The 15,767-nt window shown below is 47.1% G+C and carries 24 protein-coding genes; 21 read left to right on the forward strand and 3 right to left on the reverse strand.

The annotated features are described in order from the left end of the window. Nucleotides 1-601: 601 nt before the first annotated feature. The 20 genes from HV213_RS26935 to HV213_RS27030 all read left to right on the forward strand — a co-directional run bounded on the left by HV213_RS26935 (nucleotide 602) and on the right by HV213_RS27030 (nucleotide 12,325). On the forward strand, nucleotides 602-1,570 hold the full coding sequence (locus HV213_RS26935) for a hypothetical protein (RefSeq protein ID WP_023336634.1): 969 nt from the start codon (nucleotides 602-604) through the stop codon (nucleotides 1,568-1,570). Between the two features lie 352 nt (nucleotides 1,571-1,922). After that, nucleotides 1,923-2,219 (forward strand): hypothetical protein, encoded by a 297-nt coding sequence (locus HV213_RS26940; protein ID WP_071849719.1) that lies wholly within the window; start codon nucleotides 1,923-1,925, stop codon nucleotides 2,217-2,219. Between the two features lie 251 nt (nucleotides 2,220-2,470). After that, nucleotides 2,471-3,199 carry a helix-turn-helix transcriptional regulator gene (locus tag HV213_RS26945; protein ID WP_023336632.1) on the forward strand — a complete coding sequence of 243 codons (729 nt, stop codon included), beginning with the start codon at nucleotides 2,471-2,473 and terminating at the stop codon, nucleotides 3,197-3,199. Further along, the gene (locus tag HV213_RS26950) at nucleotides 3,196-3,462 is read left to right on the forward strand and encodes a hypothetical protein (RefSeq protein WP_023336631.1); all 267 of its coding nucleotides are present in this window, start codon (nucleotides 3,196-3,198) and stop codon (nucleotides 3,460-3,462) included. Before HV213_RS26945 ends, HV213_RS26950 begins: the two co-directional genes overlap by 4 nt. Before the next feature lie 12 nt (nucleotides 3,463-3,474). Next, nucleotides 3,475-3,786 (forward strand): hypothetical protein, encoded by a 312-nt coding sequence (locus HV213_RS26955; protein ID WP_023336630.1) that lies wholly within the window; start codon nucleotides 3,475-3,477, stop codon nucleotides 3,784-3,786. Between the two features lie 46 nt (nucleotides 3,787-3,832). Beyond that, on the forward strand, nucleotides 3,833-4,303 hold the full coding sequence (locus HV213_RS26960) for a hypothetical protein (protein ID WP_023336629.1): 471 nt from the start codon (nucleotides 3,833-3,835) through the stop codon (nucleotides 4,301-4,303). 48 nt (nucleotides 4,304-4,351) lie between these two features. After that, nucleotides 4,352-4,864, forward strand: a complete 513-nt coding sequence (locus HV213_RS26965) for a DUF4234 domain-containing protein (RefSeq protein ID WP_023336628.1) — start codon at nucleotides 4,352-4,354, stop codon at nucleotides 4,862-4,864. 81 nt (nucleotides 4,865-4,945) lie between these two features. Further along, nucleotides 4,946-5,167: a hypothetical protein gene (locus tag HV213_RS26970; RefSeq protein WP_023336627.1), complete on the forward strand. Its 222-nt coding sequence runs from the start codon at nucleotides 4,946-4,948 to the stop codon at nucleotides 5,165-5,167. A gap of 49 nt (nucleotides 5,168-5,216) precedes the next feature. Beyond that, nucleotides 5,217-5,447, forward strand: coding sequence for a DUF905 family protein (locus HV213_RS26975; protein ID WP_032645134.1), 231 nt, complete (start codon nucleotides 5,217-5,219; stop codon nucleotides 5,445-5,447). Nucleotides 5,448-5,558: 111 nt separating this feature from the next. Beyond that, nucleotides 5,559-6,377 (forward strand): DUF932 domain-containing protein, encoded by an 819-nt coding sequence (locus HV213_RS26980; RefSeq protein WP_023336625.1) that lies wholly within the window; start codon nucleotides 5,559-5,561, stop codon nucleotides 6,375-6,377. Continuing rightward, nucleotides 6,377-6,631, forward strand: a complete 255-nt coding sequence (locus HV213_RS26985) for a hypothetical protein (protein ID WP_023336624.1) — start codon at nucleotides 6,377-6,379, stop codon at nucleotides 6,629-6,631. Before HV213_RS26980 ends, HV213_RS26985 begins: the two co-directional genes overlap by 1 nt. 16 nt (nucleotides 6,632-6,647) lie before the next feature. After that, nucleotides 6,648-7,121, forward strand: a complete 474-nt coding sequence (locus HV213_RS26990; protein ID WP_023336623.1) for an antirestriction protein — start codon at nucleotides 6,648-6,650, stop codon at nucleotides 7,119-7,121. A gap of 11 nt (nucleotides 7,122-7,132) precedes the next feature. After that, complete coding sequence (gene radC, locus HV213_RS26995) at nucleotides 7,133-7,612, forward strand: RadC family protein (protein ID WP_023336622.1); 480 nt, start codon at nucleotides 7,133-7,135, stop codon at nucleotides 7,610-7,612. Nucleotides 7,613-7,626: 14 nt separating this feature from the next. After that, nucleotides 7,627-7,848: a DUF987 domain-containing protein gene (locus tag HV213_RS27000; protein WP_023336621.1), complete on the forward strand. Its 222-nt coding sequence runs from the start codon at nucleotides 7,627-7,629 to the stop codon at nucleotides 7,846-7,848. A gap of 22 nt (nucleotides 7,849-7,870) precedes the next feature. Next, nucleotides 7,871-8,242 carry a type IV toxin-antitoxin system YeeU family antitoxin gene (locus HV213_RS27005; protein ID WP_023336620.1) on the forward strand — a complete coding sequence of 124 codons (372 nt, stop codon included), beginning with the start codon at nucleotides 7,871-7,873 and terminating at the stop codon, nucleotides 8,240-8,242. A gap of 327 nt (nucleotides 8,243-8,569) precedes the next feature. Then, nucleotides 8,570-8,947 (forward strand): TA system toxin CbtA family protein, encoded by a 378-nt coding sequence (locus HV213_RS27010; RefSeq protein ID WP_023336619.1) that lies wholly within the window; start codon nucleotides 8,570-8,572, stop codon nucleotides 8,945-8,947. Beyond that, on the forward strand, nucleotides 8,944-9,435 hold the full coding sequence (locus HV213_RS27015) for a DUF5983 family protein (protein WP_023336618.1): 492 nt from the start codon (nucleotides 8,944-8,946) through the stop codon (nucleotides 9,433-9,435). The genes HV213_RS27010 and HV213_RS27015 overlap by 4 nt, the downstream gene beginning before the upstream one ends. Before the next feature lie 128 nt (nucleotides 9,436-9,563). Further along, nucleotides 9,564-10,409: a DUF4942 domain-containing protein gene (locus HV213_RS27020; RefSeq protein ID WP_023336617.1), complete on the forward strand. Its 846-nt coding sequence runs from the start codon at nucleotides 9,564-9,566 to the stop codon at nucleotides 10,407-10,409. A gap of 312 nt (nucleotides 10,410-10,721) precedes the next feature. Next, nucleotides 10,722-11,993, forward strand: coding sequence for a tyrosine-type recombinase/integrase (locus tag HV213_RS27025; protein ID WP_016240326.1), 1,272 nt, complete (start codon nucleotides 10,722-10,724; stop codon nucleotides 11,991-11,993). 8 nt (nucleotides 11,994-12,001) lie between these two features. Beyond that, on the forward strand, nucleotides 12,002-12,325 hold the full coding sequence (locus HV213_RS27030) for a hypothetical protein (RefSeq protein ID WP_016240325.1): 324 nt from the start codon (nucleotides 12,002-12,004) through the stop codon (nucleotides 12,323-12,325). A 40-nt stretch (nucleotides 12,326-12,365) separates the two neighbouring features. Here HV213_RS27030 and HV213_RS27035 read toward each other — a convergent pair whose 3' ends face one another. The 3 genes from HV213_RS27035 to HV213_RS27045 are packed head-to-tail and all read right to left on the reverse strand — an operon-like array spanning nucleotide 12,366 to nucleotide 14,459. Continuing rightward, a complete protein-coding gene (locus HV213_RS27035; RefSeq protein WP_049109143.1) occupies nucleotides 12,366-13,844 on the reverse strand; it encodes a relaxase/mobilization nuclease domain-containing protein in 1,479 nt (492 codons plus the stop codon). After that, nucleotides 13,841-14,212 (reverse strand): plasmid mobilization protein, encoded by a 372-nt coding sequence (locus HV213_RS27040; RefSeq protein WP_044352151.1) that lies wholly within the window; start codon nucleotides 14,210-14,212, stop codon nucleotides 13,841-13,843. The genes HV213_RS27035 and HV213_RS27040 overlap by 4 nt, the downstream gene beginning before the upstream one ends. Next, entirely contained in the window at nucleotides 14,199-14,459 is a 261-nt protein-coding gene (locus HV213_RS27045) for a hypothetical protein (RefSeq protein WP_063617446.1), read from the reverse strand. The genes HV213_RS27040 and HV213_RS27045 overlap by 14 nt, the downstream gene beginning before the upstream one ends. Nucleotides 14,460-15,001: 542 nt before the next feature. On the opposite strand from HV213_RS27045, the gene HV213_RS27050 reads away from it, so the two are divergent. Further along, nucleotides 15,002-15,709 carry a hypothetical protein gene (locus HV213_RS27050; protein ID WP_130939267.1) on the forward strand — a complete coding sequence of 236 codons (708 nt, stop codon included), beginning with the start codon at nucleotides 15,002-15,004 and terminating at the stop codon, nucleotides 15,707-15,709. Nucleotides 15,710-15,767 lie beyond the last annotated feature (58 nt).

Raw genomic sequence — 15,767 nt, forward strand, 5'->3', positions numbered from 1 at the left:
AAGATAATAATCTCTTCTTTAATATATTAATACCAATCCAACACACTACACCTGACAGTAATACCAGAGCCAGCGGCACCAGGCGGTGGCCACACGAGATAAAAGCGATGTTACATTCACTCTGGAATTATCTCTTCAACAAGAAGAATAAAAAAAACCGAGACATCACATGACCTCAACCTGTTAATACCCTGCTCCAAAGAAGCCCTCACTCCTGCTACTGAGCCACAAATTATAAATACGAAGGGTGAATCCTGTGTGATGCCGTCAATACGTCCTGAGTTAAAACAGACATCACTGATGGAGGTGAAAACGATAGCGTGCAGGAAGATGAACAGGAGAATAGATAAACCTGCAGATAGCTATGTAAGCATGAAAAAGACAGAAAAACAGAGACAGAAAAGAGATAAAACATTAAAAACAACGACGATAGCAACGTAGTAAAACCATTAACCAACCCGCATCAAACCAGCATATCACTTCACGATGACTACCAGATGTATTTTTCAGTGACGATAAAACCATCATCATGCTACTGTGTAACCACGATAATCACTACAACAACTACTACTGTGTAGTTTAGTTTATGAGGTATTGGATAATGGCTGTAAATTATGATGATGGCAGGCGAGGACTCATAACGAGTCGGGACCTGAGAGTTTGCGCGTTTTATGCCGGATGGTTGAATGCCAGCAACAAAATTAACACCAACAATGTTCCCAGGCAGGATGCAGAAAGCTGCCGACAGGCGTTAAACCAGCTAATTAATCAGGCCATCCCGGATAAAAACCAGCAGGCAGGACTGCTGTCTGAAATGGAAATAGCCCGTGATGAAAATGTGCTTCCACTGGATTGTTTTGACTGGCTTCGTCAGAATGAGCGGGCCACGTTCTGGCTATGGGCGTATCTCTGTAAGGCCGGGGATTATGAGTTTGGCATTGGCCCGCCAGCAAATGCTGAATTCGGGAAAAACTGGTATCAGCGAATAAACCTGAGTTTATCCCCGGCAAGTCATCAGGAGAGAATGCATATTCTCATCGCCTTCTTTGACAACATATACATTTCCACACCCCCAGTGAATCACCTTAAGAAACAGGTGATGGAAAAACTCAAAGACCGGTGGAAAATCATATACAGTAAACCGCTACCGTTAAAATGGCTGCCAGATGAAGAAGACGCAGTATTATGGGCCTGGAACAACCTGCAAAAAGTTCAGCAGGAGAAAGCCGGTAATCTCGGCGGACTCTATATGAGTCTATCCACGCCCGGATTAACGACCTGGCTCACGCCACTGAGTCATTCTGAGCGCAATTTAGCCCTGCGAGCGGCGATCGATTTATGGGACGATGCACCAGATACAAAGCGTTTATTCCTGCTGAATCTTAATAAAGCCTGGAATCAGCAGAAACTGCGTCAGTCCCGCACCGATAAAAAAGCACTCAATACGTATCTGAAGAATGAAACCAAAACACGACTGGACTTTATGGCTGAACGCAGCGGGGTTCGTATCAGCGATATGCTGGAAACGCTGATTAATGACCATTACCGGAAAACCTGTGGTGGTGAGTAGGGGTTCTGCGCTGAAAATAAAGTGAATGGAGACAGCAATACAGACCAGAAGGGACATTCAAAAAAATTTTAGACCTATATTACCAATGTGAGAACGGCAGCAGAAATGTTGCCGTTTTTTTATTTTACTCATGGAGGTTAATGTGTCTGATAAGAAAAAACGGGGTTCTGATGCCCTGCCGCTCCCCTTGTTCCGTCTCCCCAGTGAACTGCCCTGCAAAATACCCGCGTGCATGCTTCCCCCGTTCCGGCGCTGCCATCGCCACATTCCCTGTTCCGGTATCAGGGCCGTTTTTATACACGGCCCGCCTGTTTATTCAGGCGGCTTTATTGCCAGTAACAAGGGAAAAGAAATGCATTGTCCGAATTGCGGTTCGCAAAACATACGACTGCGCCATGTGGGTAAAAAGACTGGTGGGGTCATTGGCGCAACAGCCGGAGGTCTTGCCGGGCTTGAAGGAGCCTCCACCGGTGCGCTGATAGGTTCAGTCATTCCGGTTGTCGGTACGATAGCCGGAGGCCTCATTGGTTTTCTGTCCGGCGCCTGTGCTGGTGCGGTGGCAGGCTCTCTGGCCGGAGAACAACTGGACGGTACCGTCTTTGATGAATACGGCTGCACGCAGTGTGAGCATATCTTCAGTGCACCGTAACGTTACCCATCCTGCACAAAGCCTGGGCCGCTGACCGTACTCGCGAGAACACGACTGATGACAGGGCGTGTCAGCATGCTGTCGTCATTTCAGCTACCTGGCACTAACCCTTTGTTAATTCTTCTGTTTACTGAAAGGTAAATTTTCACTTTTTCTTTTCCGCCATTACGGGGGACGGACATAACGTGTCCCTCCCCTCCCGCATAATAACCGCATGAAATATCAACCTATTTATCGCACACGGAGCGTCCATGCAACGACCCGATGAAGAGGCCCGCTACGACCGGCTGGCCGTCAGATTGTCGGTCATTATCAGCCGGTTAATGGCCGGAGAAACGCTGACCCTTCAGACACTGTCTGGTGAGTTTGGTGTATCGATACGCACCCTGCGTCGTGACTTACATCAACGGCTGGTCCACCTCGACATTATCGGGGAGAACGGCACGTATCGGCTCAGTGAGAGCGCCACGCGTGATCACTCTCCGGGGGCCGTTTCCTTTGCCCGCAGTACCGGTATCGCACGCATTATCCCGTCGCAGAACCGGCAACTGATGCACCTGCTGATGAATGAAACGGGCACCTCACCCTGCTTTATCTGGCACGACTTACCGTCAGCATGGACACAGGCTGACAGTTTTCATCGTCTGGCCGAAGCCATTTGTCATCACCGGGTGGTCAGTCTGCTGGTCGGCGGTGTCCGTCACGATGAGCAGGAGCCTTACCGCCTGATTTACCGGCATCAGCACTGGTATCTGGTCGTCTGTTGCCGGGGGAGCCTTCGGGTGTTCCGGCTGGAAGACATTATCTCGGCCTCACTCTCAGAGCAAACCTTCCGTCGCCGGAGCGAAATCAGTTCGCTCATTACTGAAGAGGGATTTATCAGCGCACTGCCCCACTTTCGCTTTATCAGTGATGTCATTCACACCTTCAGGGAACAACACCCTGAACATCCATCCAGACCCAAAGGAGTCAAATCGTGAAACCTGTCGCAGGCCCTCTGCTGCTCTTCACCCTGCTGTTGTCTGCCGTAACCCTGAGCGGCTGTGGCGACAAAAATGAACGCGAGTTTATCCAGGGATGCAAATCAGGCGGCGGTACTACCGCCGTCTGCGGATGTATCTGGGATGACCTCAAAACGAAATATACGCACGGGGAGCTGGAGAAAATGAACCAGCAATACGGTTATGTCCCCCCGCGCTTCATGGACAACATGCTGAGCGCTGCTCAGCAGTGCAGAAAATAAGGAAATCTGAACATGGCGCTTGTCATTAAATATTTCGCGATTGCCTTCGCCATCGCGCTTGTGGTCGTGCTGTTTAACGTGTTCGGGAGTACCGGCGAGATACGCAGTTTTGGTCAGGGAATGGGATATCTGTTCTGGATGACGCTTGGGCCCGGAGCCGGTATGACGGTCGGTGCTGCTCTTCGACAATGGCTGATGCCGGATGCGGTATACACCCGCGAAGGAATGACCGGATTACTCAAGGCCCGTCTGTTCTGGCTTGTGGGCCCACAGTGTATCGGCTGGCTGGCCGGACTTATCGTCGTGGGTAAACAACTCATGTAACACGGCTGCCCCTCAACAACATTTTTGACTCAGAAGGAAAAACACCATGCGATTCATGCACGCCATCCTGTCAGCAGGATTACTGACCTTTGCCATCACGGCACAGGCGGTCCCCAATATGTGGAGCAGTGGCTTCGGTATGGGCGTCACCGAGTACATCATCACCAGCCCCGAAAAGGTGATGCTGAATCTGAACTGCACCGGCAACCCTGACGACCAGAATATCCTGCAACATCACGTCATGCTCACCCTGCCTGACGGCAGCGGTGCCGATTCACAGGATGAGAAAACCACCATCACCATGGTGACGGACGACCAGACGTTCCCGTTGCCGTCATCCCTCGGCTGGCGTAACGGCGACAATGCCTGGCTGTCGTTCATTGATGCCATCAGAAAGGCAACGTCATTTGACGTTTACGTCAACGACAAACAGGTGGGGCACTTTACCCCTTCGGCCGGAAACGTCCACAAGGTTCTGGCTGATATGCCCGAATGCACGACACTGACCGCCGGGTAACCCGGCGCATCCCCTGTTTACAGCAAAATCAATCAAGGACAATACGATATGACCGACATTTCGACACTCAGCCAGCGACTGGCGACGCCGACCCTGAACTTCGTGCTGCTCACCGTCGCCACCTGCGGTATCTGGCCGCTGCTCTGGCTGTATAAAAAGCAGGATATTATGAGCGACACCACCGGGTATCCGGTTTGCGGCAACCTGTTTATCATCTGGCTCTCCGTCTGTTTTGGGCTCGGACGACAATTCGGCGTGATGGCCTCACCGGACCTCGCCGGCTACGACACGGGCAGCGATACACTTCTGGCCTTAAGCGGCATTCTGTCGCTTGCCTGCGGCGTGATGTACATCGTCTGGGCCTTTAAGGCCAGGGCTGCACTGCGACACTATGCGCTGAACACCTTCCGTTTCGACCTCAGAATGAATGCGTTCTACACCGTGCTGTTCAACGTCTTCTACATCACCTACTGCATCAACGACATGCCACAGGCGCTGGCGAAACACCGGATTATTCATGGTCAGGGCCCCGTGCCGCCGGAGTCTCCGTCACCGCAGTAACGCAGCTCTCCTCTTATTATCCGGCAGGGGCATTCCCATGTGCCCCTGATTCATCCGGATCGCCCACTGAGATATGACCGAATGACATTACTGAAAATCGTGTTCAACACCTTATGTCAGGTGCTGACGTGGTGCGCCAGCAACAGGGCACAGCAGTTTGTGGAAGACCACTTTCGCGAAGAAGATTACGGCGAAGACAGCATTTATATTGCCAGACAGACGGCAGCCCTGCTGACTGGTGCCTTAATCGCAGCGCTGATGGAGCAGATACTGCAGATTATTACCACACACTTAACACACTGATGCCCTGCTCACTGAGCGGGGCATTTTGTTTTATGACGCTAATAAGGAGATGACGATGCACACGTTACTGCCCGCAGACACATTTACCCGCAGGCAGGCTGAGGTCGTCGTGATGTCGCACCAGAACGTCGCTATTGAAGATGACCAGGGCACGCACTTTCGGCTGGTCATTCGCGACAGCGAGAGGCACTTGATCTGGCGTGCGTGGAATTTTGAAGCCAGTGCCGGGGGATGGCTTAACCGCTATCTGCTCAGCCACGGTATCCCCCACCAGGTCTGACTCAGCACGCCCCTCAGCCAATTACCCGTCACACGACTAACAGGCCATGTTCCCTTCGGGGCACATGGCTTTTTTGTTTATACCGTTTCATTTACTACAGAGGTACTCACCATGAGACTTGCCAGCCGCTTCGGGCGGACAAACCAGATCCGCCGCGACCGCCCGTTAACCCGCGATGAACTGGTGCACTATGTGCCCAGCGTATTCAGTGAAGAGAAACATGAATCTCGTTCAGACAGATACACGTACATCCCGACCATTACCCTCCTCGATAACCTGCAGCGCGAAGGCTTTCGTCCGTTTTTTGCCTGCCAGACCCGCGTGCGCGACCTGAATAAACGTGACCACACGAAGCACATGCTGCGCCTGCGTCGTGAAGGCCAGATTACCGGTAAACAGGTCCCCGAAATCATCCTCCTCAACAGCCATGACGGCTCCAGCTCATACCAGATGTTGCCGGGGTTGTTTCGCTTTGTCTGCCAGAACGGACTTGTCTGTGGCGAAACCTTTGGTGAGGTGCGCGTGCCACATAAAGGCAACGTGGTTGAGAAGGTCATTGAAGGGGCTTATGAGGTGCTGGGGATATTTGACCGGGTGGAAGAAAAGCGGGACGCCATGCAGTCACTGCTACTTCCCCCACCGGCACAGCAGGCTTTTGCCAGAGCCGCGCTGACGTATCGCTTCGGGGAAGAGCACCAGCCAGTGGCGGCATCCCAGATACTGACGCCCCGACGCTATGAAGACCGTCAGGACGACCTGTGGTCAGTGTTCAATCGTTGCCAGGAGAACCTGCTGAAAGGGGGTCTGCCAGGACGTACCGCCAAAGGCAAACGCAGCCATACCCGGGCGGTTAAAGGCATAGACGGCGACGTTAAGCTCAATCGCGCCCTCTGGGTGATGGCGGAAGAACTTCAGCAGGCGCTGAGCTGATGCCACCGCTACCTGATAACGCCCACCAGGCAACCCTTTATCCGACCGCCCTGGAGAACAATCCCTGCAGCCGCTCCATCTCCGATGACGACCTGTGCGCCTGGTGCTCACACCTTCTTTATCGTCCCGGCGAACTCAGCCTGTGCAGCTTAAGCCTCCCGGAGGGCCACTGGCCGTCACGCTGTGATGAGGACGGCTATGCGCAGTCCTGCCCGTCACTCCGGCTGAACCAACATCCCCAACCCGATAAATAAACAAGGAAAAACCAGCATGACCGATATTATTAACCTTAACGATATCCTCCCGTTACCGCCACAACCTGCCAGTTCTTCGCCAGCGCTGACCGCCACACTCGTACAGGACGAGCAGCGCATCAGCTTCTGGCCGCAGCACTTCGGCAGCATCCCGCAGTGGATAATCCTCGAACCGACAGTCTTCGCGTGGATGGACCGCTTCTGCACAGACTACCACGGCGGTATCTGGCAGTTTTACACGCTCAGCAACGGCGGCGCGTTTATGGCCCCGGAAGCGGAGAGCGATAAACTCTGGTCGCTGTTCAACACCCTGAACGGTAACGGCGGTGAGCTCAGCGCCGGGGCTGCCGGGATCGCGGTCTGCCTGATGACTTACAGCCACCACGCCATGCGCACCGAATGCGACGCCATGACGGAGCACTATTACCGCCTGCGGGACTACGCGCTCAGCCATGCGGAATGCAGTGCGATCATGCACATCATCGACTGAGGTCAGCCGCCATGGAACAACAGTTACCGCTGTTTGCCCGTGAATTACCCTCTGCCGACCAGCTGACGGTCAGGGAAGCCTTAACCCTGCTGGAAGGGCAGCTCCGTGAACCCGGTGCGTCATTTACGTCCGGCAATGCCGTGCGCGACTGGCTGCGCCTGCATCTGGCCACGCAGGAGAGGGAGTCGCTGATGGTGCTGTGGCTGGACAACCAGCACCGCCTCATCGCCTGCGATACGCTTTTTCTCGGCACCATCAACAGCATTACCGTCCATCCACGGGAGGTCGTGAAGGCCGGACTTCACCACAACGCTGCCGCCGCGCTACTCGCGCACAATCATCCTTCCGGAGAGGCTGAACCCAGTCAGGCCGACCGGCTGATTACCGGACGCCTGAAACAGGCCCTGGAGCTGGTCGATATTCGCCTGCTGGACCACCTGGTGGTTGGCGGGATGGATATAGTGTCTTTTGCCGAACGCGGCTGGCTGTAAGGAGAAAAACAACGATGAAGATTATCAGCAAACGCCAGGTGATGGCGATATACCGCCAGCATCCGCAGTCGCGGCTGTTCCGCTTCTGTACAGGGAAATACCTGTGGTCCGGTAGCATCTGCCACTATGCCGGACGGGAGGTGCAGGATATCTGCGGTGTGCTCGCCGTATTCGCTGAACGCCGCCAGGACCGCAACGGCCCGTATGTTGTCCTGCGCAGCGTTACCCTGAATTAACACCTAGTTAAGGATTACTTAAATGCAAAGCTCAACAAATGTAGCAAATCACGATATTGCCGCCCCCTGGTGGGGACTTAAGCCTGCAGCTATCCCGTGTTTTGGCGCACGACTGGTACAGGAGGGCAACCGGCTGCATTACCTGGCTGATCGCGCCAGCATCACCGGTACCTTCAGCGAATCAGACCTGCGCCATCTGGACCAGGCATTTCCACTGCTGTTGAAACAACTTGAGTTAATGCTCACCAGCGGTGAACTCACTCCCCGACATCAGCACGGCGTCACGCTCTACGCAAAAGGACTGACCTGCGAGGCAGACACCCTCGGCTCCTGCGGATACGTTTATCTTGCGATTTATGCGACGCCACCTGTGGCACAACCCGGAGGAGAATAGCCATGCCACACGCCTGTAAAATCAGCGAGGTCATTGAACTGCTGAAACAACATCAAAATGACGACTTCGTATTGTGTTCACTCTGATACGAAGACGATGTACGCAATGTGGATGACTCTGTGACGGCAGAAGAGGCCAGAGCGGCATTATGCCATGCAGCCAGCCATCACGACGCAGAACAGGGCATTAACTGGTTCACACTGGAGGCCGCACCTGACGCCATCAGACAGTAAGTGGATTACCTGAAAAACACCGTGACTCACCATCCCCCTTCACCGTTATCCCCCCGACCATCAACATCTTATTTATTTAACAGAGATCAACTTTATGCAAACCTTACCCACCATCCCGACGAGGAAGGTATCGTCACACCCGTCGCCGGTAGAAATCTGGCAGCAACTTCTTACTTATCTGCTGGAAAGGCATTACGGCCTTTCGCTTAACGACACACAGTTTGGTGATAGTAATGTGATTCAGCAGCATATTGACGCCGGGATTTCACTGGCAGATGCACTCAATTTTCTCGTTGAAAAATCTGAACTGGTTCGAATTGATCGCCCCGGTTTCTCCATTCAGCATCAGTCTCCGTTCATCAGCGCTATTGACATACTCCGGGCCAGAAAGGCCACCGGCCTGATGCAACGTACCGGCTATAAGGCGGTGACTTGCGCCATCAGTGGGCAGTCATCCAGGGGGCAGCAATGAAGCTGTCCCTGACGGTGGAAGCCGATACCGTTAATGTACTGGCCCTTAATGGGGGCCGGATCGCCGTCGATCTCGATGGTATTGAGCTGGCTGCGCTGATTGATGTGGTCAATGATAACGGTTACTCGCTTCGTATTGCTGATGCCCCCGGGAAGTTGGTTGTTGAAGATCAGCTACCACGTACCGCCCGTCTGAATGGGATCCAGTGCAGTACCGCTCATATCACGTGTGAGGATAACGCTATTCTCGACCAGGTCACTCTTCAACGCCACGAAGGCGGCAACAGTGACTGGATACTGTACACCGGCTACGGTTACCTGCTCAGACTTAATGCTCGCTTATACCCAGTGCTGGAACTAAAGAGATTGGGGCTTTCAAAGGGCTGCCGTCGGTTAGTGACCACACTGATACGACGTTACGGGATCGATATGCTACATCTGGATGCAGCGGGTGACCTGTTGCCGGGTTTTAGCACCTTCGACGGGTAGTCTCTCCTTCCGACATGCTCAGTCTCTGCAACACATCCGCTCAGAATAATCACAGCCCTGTATTTACCACACGCATAAACGCCAGCCCTCACCGACTGGCGTTTTGCTTTATACAAAGGATATAAACTATGTCAGAACTCACCATCACCAGACCCGAAGTTTTAACCGACCATACCGATATAATTTGCTCCACCAGCATTGAACGTATCGTCACCGGACGTAACGCTGCGCTGGAGCAGATTAAGACACTGATACGCCAGCTTGCCGACATCTCGACGCTGACCAGCAGCATCGGTGGTGGGGATGCAAAGGACTGGGGAATGCGACAATACCGTTATGACTGCTGGCTGATGGAGGACACTGATACGGCTATGAAAGCCATTACCCGCAGCATCGATCGCGATATCTGGCGAGAGCTGATGCAACGGTCCGGAATGCTCTCACTTATGGACGCTCAGGCGCGCGACGAGTGGCACAACAGCCTGGAGAAAGACGATATTCCTGCTATCAGCGAAGAAAATATCCTTAGCACTTTTAAACAATTACATCTGAATAAAGGTGAAGTTTTTGAACGTGGCGTGATTAACGTGTTTAAAGGTCTGAGCTGGAATTTTAAGACAAACAGCCCTTGTAGGTTTGGCGGGAAAATCATCGTGACGGGACTGGTCAAATATGACCGGTGGGGATTTGGTTTGAACTGGGGGTGGCAGCGTGATCGCCTGGCTGACCTTGAGCGCATGCTGATGCTTCTCGATGGAAAACCTGTCCCCGACAACCGCGACGATGTTACCCGTCGACTGGGAGACCATATCCATGAAAATAGGCACGGCAATCATTATGAGGATGAGATGTTTACTATTAAGTACTTTCAGAAGGGAACAGCGCATATCAGCTTCAAAAGGCCAGAACTGCTTGATAAAATGAACGACATTGTCGCGAAGCATTTTCCTTCGATGTTACCCGCTCGTTCCTGAGTTTGAATCCCCCAATCCAGCACCAAAAAGGACTGAGGGTACAAATGAGGGCACAAAAACAATCAAACAAAAAATAAACAATAAAATTCAATAAGTTAACTGATAAAGTCGATTCCGAGTCCGGGCACCACTCATTTAGAAACGGACGTCTACTGACGTCCGTTTTGCTTTATAAAGTCAACAAGTTATCCCCTTCCAGTTGTCTACTACTGTCCGTTAAAATCTACTGGCAGCTCCCTCTATTTGTTGGTAAAAATGTTGGTAATCTCAGTTCGATGGGATTTTTACCAACATTTGCACAGGAGGCTTGTTATGCGCTTAACTGATATTGCTGTAAAAAACGCCAAGCCTTCCGACAAGCCAACTAAAATTTCTGATGGCAAAGGGCTGTATCTGCTCGTTCATCCTAACGGCTCGAAGTATTGGCAAGCGGCTTATCGCTATGATGGTAAGCAAAAAGTCTTCTCAATTGGCACCTACCCTTCTGTTTCGCTCTCAGAAGCTCGTACAAGCCTCTTAGCGATGAAATCTCTGTTAGCCAGTGGTATCGACCCACTTCAACAGAAAAAAGCTGTAAAGGCCGAAGAGCGAGGAGATTTTACGTTTGAAGCCGTAGCTCGTGATTGGCACAAAAAAATGTCTGTTAGTGAGCGGTGGATACCTCAGCATAGTGAGCGTATTTTAAACAGTCTTATTAATCATCTTTTCCCTGCTATCGGCTCAAAAGATATTACCAAGTTGACTACGCGCGATCTGTTGCTACCTCTGCGTAAAATTGAGGGCAAGGGCCAACACGAAACCGCTTCACGTTTAAAACAGCGTATTACCGCTATTATGCGTTATGCTGTCCAAGAAGATATGATTACCCATAATCCCGCTAATGAACTTGGCGGCACGTTAATCACACCTAAAAGAACGCATTATCCAGCGCTTGAACTTGAGCAGATACCTGATCTTTTAAGTCGTATAGATGCGTATAAAGGCCGTAGGCTCACTGTATTAGCTTTAAAACTCACTTTATTAGTTTTCATTCGGTCGAGTGAACTACGCTTCGCTCGCTGGCCTGAAATAGATTTTAAAAATGCCTTATGGGTTATTCCGCCAGAAAGAGACGAGATCGAGAACGTTAGATTTTCTGAAAGAGGATCTAAAATGCGCATACCTCATTATGTACCGTTAAGTCATCAGGCCATTGAAATATTAAAAGAGCTAAAAGATATTAGCTATGATATTAGCAATGGTGAGGGTTTGATATTTATCGGTTGTCATGATTATCGTAAACCTATGAGCGAGAATACCGTTAATAAAGCATTGCGACTTATGGGCTATGACACTCAAACTCAAATTTGTGGGCATGGTTTCCGCACAATGGCCTGTAGTTCTCTTGTTGAGTCAGGTATATGGACTGAAGACGCAATTGAAAGACAAATGAGTCATAAAGAGCAAAACAATGTTCGTGCTGCTTATACTCATAAAGCAAAACATATTACGCAGCGTCGTTTGATGATACAATGGTGGGCTGATTATTTGGACGCAAACAAAGAAAGACATATTATGCCGTTTGACTTCGCTAAAATGTTATAGGGGGATTTATGGATACTGTGATTTTCAATAACAATGAAGATGCGTACAAAAAGTGGTTAAACGATAATCCAGAAGGATACGTTGTTAACCTGTTAGAGAAAGCCAAAGGTACGGCAAGTAAATCTGACATAAATAGCACATGCCTCCACCATGTGAACTGTTTCGCTATAAATCCTTTAGTGTCAGATAAAGAAAAAACTGGATTTACAACAGGCCAGTATCAAAAAATATGTTCTGTATCAGAGGAGTCTGCTTATAACAAAGCTAAAGAACTTACAGGACTAACGACCATTAAACGCTGTTCTTTTTGTTTTAAGCATGTAGATATATAACAATTTAATACTAAAAAATAAAAGAGGTTTCAAGCCTCTTTTATTTTGGTTTAAAGGTTGGATATTTGACACTCTGTTCTGCTTCCTGCTGTTGTAGTTTTAATGTTTCTTTTTTTAAGTTTGATTTCAATTTGGATTTAAATCTATTTTCATAATCAAACATATATAATGGTTTTTTCTTTATTTCTTCTTTAATCACTTTTTCTTTATTTTTGGGCTGAATAACAGGTTTTCTAATATTTAACCTTTCTCTTATCTCTTCGATCTTAGTTGCTCTACTATTGAAACTGCGACGGCCTTTGAGTCTAAAGTTATTCGTGGCTGTTGTGGCTGTTTCTGCATGATCAAGTATCCTACTGATAGAACCGCTGCTAAGTTTAGAACTCCTACTATTGAAGCCACCTTGATTATAAGTTTTGATTGGTTCTTTATTGTATTGTTTTTTAACTCTGTTGAGTACTTGTGCAGCTTTTTGTGTTGTTCTTCTAACTTTTGGGCCTGTTGGTCTATTATATTTTTCGCTGAGTTTAAAGCTGTTGTGGTTGCTTCTAACGAGTTGTTTACCCTCGTAAGTGTCTGTTGTGTCTGGTTTAATGCTGTACTGACCGACTCCGATAATATCATCATCGTTTCTGATAATGGTTCTACCGTCATTGATATTTGGTTCAATAGGTGATCGTCCAATACTATTTTCGTCATCTGTTTTTCTTGCTGCGAATCTTCTAATGAGTTCATCATCTCTATTTTTGTCATATTTCACCTTGCCTTTAATAGTGTTCCAACTGTATTTTTTACCTAACTGTGAGCCTTTAAAATAAATATTTTTTTCATTATTTTTGATACCAAACGACACTCCGGCGACGTTGCCAGTGCTTGCAACGTTGAAGGCCGGATCGATGCCTACAGCCTGCAGTCTGTCTATGAATGTCTCAAGGTCTGGTTTTCCTACCATAGCCGCCTGTAATGCGTTCTGTAGAACGATACGAGCTGGTTTCTCACCTTTGCGTAGGGCTTGCTCGATCTCGTTCTTGGTTGGTGCTGATACCTCTGATTTTTGCCCTTTGAGACTTTGTGTAATGGTTAAGCCGTGCTTTATCTCCAAACGTTCACAAGCTGCTATTGTGTTAAATGCTGAGTGCTGACCATGCCATACAGAACCGTCTAAACCAATCCTATTGGCTACAATATGGATATGTTCTTTATCTGTATCGTTATGACGCACACAAATATATTGATGCTTTTCTATATCAATATTCATTTCTTTCAAATAGTCTTTTGCTATCTCCTGCCATTGTTCATCTGTTAAATGTTCATTTTTTGGAAGAGATAAAAACGCATGAAAAACAGGTTTTTTTATATCTTGTCTAAAGCTGCTTACAGTTTTAAACTCATCAGTTAAATCACTAACATTATTATAATCACTTGCCATGTTGCTACATATGAAATCGTGATCATCTTTTAATATATACTCAACTCTATTTTTAAATGATCTCCCTGTTTTAGCTACGTTTCCTTTCATACAGTATAAACCTCACAAGCCTTTAATATTCTTTTCATAAGTTGCTTTATAGCAAAGTTAGCTTCTGCGGCTACAGATTGTTTAAAGTCTTCGTTGGTATTTAGTTTTTTAGCAATCTGATTTATATTATTACCTTGATGCTGTATTTCCTTAAACAAGGATTGTTCAAAATCCGGCATTTTTCTTTTAACAATAGGTTCAGAGTTTAAAATCTCTTTTCTAATGTAATGGCCTCTTTCAAGGCCGGAGGCTTCCACAAGTTCTTTTAAATAGTCAAACTCTGCTTTGTTTAATCTAAACTGTATAGATATATCTCTACGTTCTGCGTGATTTAAACCCTTGCGGCCTCTTTTTCTATCTGTATCCATATTTACCACCTCCATAAACATAATCTTTCATTGCTTTGATATAATCTTCATCTTTTTGATCTTTCAAAGCATCAATAAGATCTTGAGTTTTATTTTCTTTAATATAGCGATAAGCTACAAAATAACATAAATCTTGTTCATCTTTATTTGCTTCAAGAAATGCTGTATTTTCTTCATTTGGGTCTATATAATAAAAATATCTTGCTAATAGTTCTAGCAAGGACTGATCTATATCATTCTCATTCATTTTAAACACTCCTATATATATTTATAAAAACTACCGGATTTTACCGCCTCCCCTTTGATAAGGGGAATAGGCGGAAGGGTAGATATTTTTCAACCCTACGAGCAAAGCGAGATAGGGCCAATCGAAGATTGGGGTATAATACCGGCTACGGGATTACACCTTGCCTCAGTTTCCGAAAAGCTAAAAATAAAGCTGAACTCAACTTATATTTAAATAAATAACCGATAATAAGATCTAGTCAATAGCGGCTACATAAATAAATACACTTCACGCCGAATAAAAAGCAAATAAAAGATAGGGTAAATAATATACTGTCTATTGGTAGCTGTGCGTAATAGGTAGCTTTGCGTAAAAAATGCCGCTGCTTTTGATCGGCGGCGACAGAAAAGTAGAAAACTTGTTTTTCTGCTTTTGCTGGCGTCCATGTATTACAAACAACAATAAAATCAATAACATAAAAACAACAAACCAATTGCCGAATTAAAGATTTCAATAAAAACTCCAATATGCTATTTTATAAACATCAATACCTTAAAGGATCTATGATGAAAATAAATAAATTTACCTTAGCCATTTTATTTACATTATCCACACAATCTATAGCATGGGCTGATAATATTAATCATGGTTTAGATGAATACGGTAAAAAAGTATCGACGACTTCCGAAAAGGGAGCAATAAAATATATTAAATCATATCGAACAACTGAAAAACCATTAAATGCGTATAGAATGGATTTTGATACCTCTGAAAAAAATCTTTTGAGCGTGCCAAATGCTGCTCATGATAAAACAGCTAAATTGCAAAACTTAGCAATAACTAAAGCATGGGAAGTTAAATTTTGTCAGCCAGATCTGATTAACTTCATGTTAAAAAATAATATTGATATGGTCAGCGGTGCTCTAATAAGTAAAGGTGATATACAACGAATGGCAGTTTGCTTTAAAAGTATGCAATTACCTGAATCAGTATCAGATAAAAGCGATAAAGATATTGTTATAGGCTCATGGTATGACGACGTTGGTTCGCCTGAATTTTTGGATGCAACATTTACAATAACAAAAACATCACAAGGATATTTTTTAAAACGATTAAATGGTGATGGTAGTAGTGGGACCTATAAAATAACAAAACTTGATAATAAATATAAAAAGAACAATGATAAGTTCGGTTCTTATTATATAATAGATACTGAAGGATTAAAGATTTATGACAAGGATGGGTATATAAGAACAGCAAGGAAAAAATAATATCTTTAGTTTATATTTATTGGTGCCTGATAAAATGGCACCTTACTATTTTATATTT

Source organism: Klebsiella sp. RHBSTW-00484, from assembly GCF_013705725.1.
Taxonomy (GTDB): Bacteria; Pseudomonadota; Gammaproteobacteria; order Enterobacterales; family Enterobacteriaceae; genus Klebsiella.

Excerpts from the sequence above, each read along its gene's own strand:
- HV213_RS26935 (WP_023336634.1), top strand. The coding sequence starts at position 602 with ATGGCTGTAAATTATGATGATGGCAGGCGAGGACTCATAACGAGTCGG.
- HV213_RS26940 (WP_071849719.1), top strand. The coding sequence starts at position 1,923 with ATGCATTGTCCGAATTGCGGTTCGCAAAACATACGACTGCGCCATGTG.
- HV213_RS26945 (WP_023336632.1), top strand. The coding sequence starts at position 2,471 with ATGCAACGACCCGATGAAGAGGCCCGCTACGACCGGCTGGCCGTCAGA.
- HV213_RS26955 (WP_023336630.1), top strand. The coding sequence starts at position 3,475 with ATGGCGCTTGTCATTAAATATTTCGCGATTGCCTTCGCCATCGCGCTT.
- HV213_RS26960 (WP_023336629.1), top strand. The coding sequence starts at position 3,833 with ATGCGATTCATGCACGCCATCCTGTCAGCAGGATTACTGACCTTTGCC.
- HV213_RS26965 (WP_023336628.1), top strand. The coding sequence starts at position 4,352 with ATGACCGACATTTCGACACTCAGCCAGCGACTGGCGACGCCGACCCTG.
- HV213_RS26970 (WP_023336627.1), top strand. The coding sequence starts at position 4,946 with ATGACATTACTGAAAATCGTGTTCAACACCTTATGTCAGGTGCTGACG.
- HV213_RS26975 (WP_032645134.1), top strand. The coding sequence starts at position 5,217 with ATGACGATGCACACGTTACTGCCCGCAGACACATTTACCCGCAGGCAG.
- HV213_RS26980 (WP_023336625.1), top strand. The coding sequence starts at position 5,559 with ATGAGACTTGCCAGCCGCTTCGGGCGGACAAACCAGATCCGCCGCGAC.
- HV213_RS26985 (WP_023336624.1), top strand. The coding sequence starts at position 6,377 with ATGCCACCGCTACCTGATAACGCCCACCAGGCAACCCTTTATCCGACC.
- HV213_RS26990 (WP_023336623.1), top strand. The coding sequence starts at position 6,648 with ATGACCGATATTATTAACCTTAACGATATCCTCCCGTTACCGCCACAA.
- radC (WP_023336622.1), top strand. The coding sequence starts at position 7,133 with ATGGAACAACAGTTACCGCTGTTTGCCCGTGAATTACCCTCTGCCGAC.
- HV213_RS27000 (WP_023336621.1), top strand. The coding sequence starts at position 7,627 with ATGAAGATTATCAGCAAACGCCAGGTGATGGCGATATACCGCCAGCAT.
- HV213_RS27005 (WP_023336620.1), top strand. The coding sequence starts at position 7,871 with ATGCAAAGCTCAACAAATGTAGCAAATCACGATATTGCCGCCCCCTGG.
- HV213_RS27010 (WP_023336619.1), top strand. The coding sequence starts at position 8,570 with ATGCAAACCTTACCCACCATCCCGACGAGGAAGGTATCGTCACACCCG.
- HV213_RS27015 (WP_023336618.1), top strand. The coding sequence starts at position 8,944 with ATGAAGCTGTCCCTGACGGTGGAAGCCGATACCGTTAATGTACTGGCC.
- HV213_RS27020 (WP_023336617.1), top strand. The coding sequence starts at position 9,564 with ATGTCAGAACTCACCATCACCAGACCCGAAGTTTTAACCGACCATACC.
- HV213_RS27025 (WP_016240326.1), top strand. The coding sequence starts at position 10,722 with ATGCGCTTAACTGATATTGCTGTAAAAAACGCCAAGCCTTCCGACAAG.
- HV213_RS27030 (WP_016240325.1), top strand. The coding sequence starts at position 12,002 with ATGGATACTGTGATTTTCAATAACAATGAAGATGCGTACAAAAAGTGG.
- HV213_RS27035 (WP_049109143.1), bottom strand. The coding sequence starts at position 13,844 with ATGAAAGGAAACGTAGCTAAAACAGGGAGATCATTTAAAAATAGAGTT.
- HV213_RS27040 (WP_044352151.1), bottom strand. The coding sequence starts at position 14,212 with ATGGATACAGATAGAAAAAGAGGCCGCAAGGGTTTAAATCACGCAGAA.
- HV213_RS27045 (WP_063617446.1), bottom strand. The coding sequence starts at position 14,459 with ATGAATGAGAATGATATAGATCAGTCCTTGCTAGAACTATTAGCAAGA.
- HV213_RS27050 (WP_130939267.1), top strand. The coding sequence starts at position 15,002 with ATGATGAAAATAAATAAATTTACCTTAGCCATTTTATTTACATTATCC.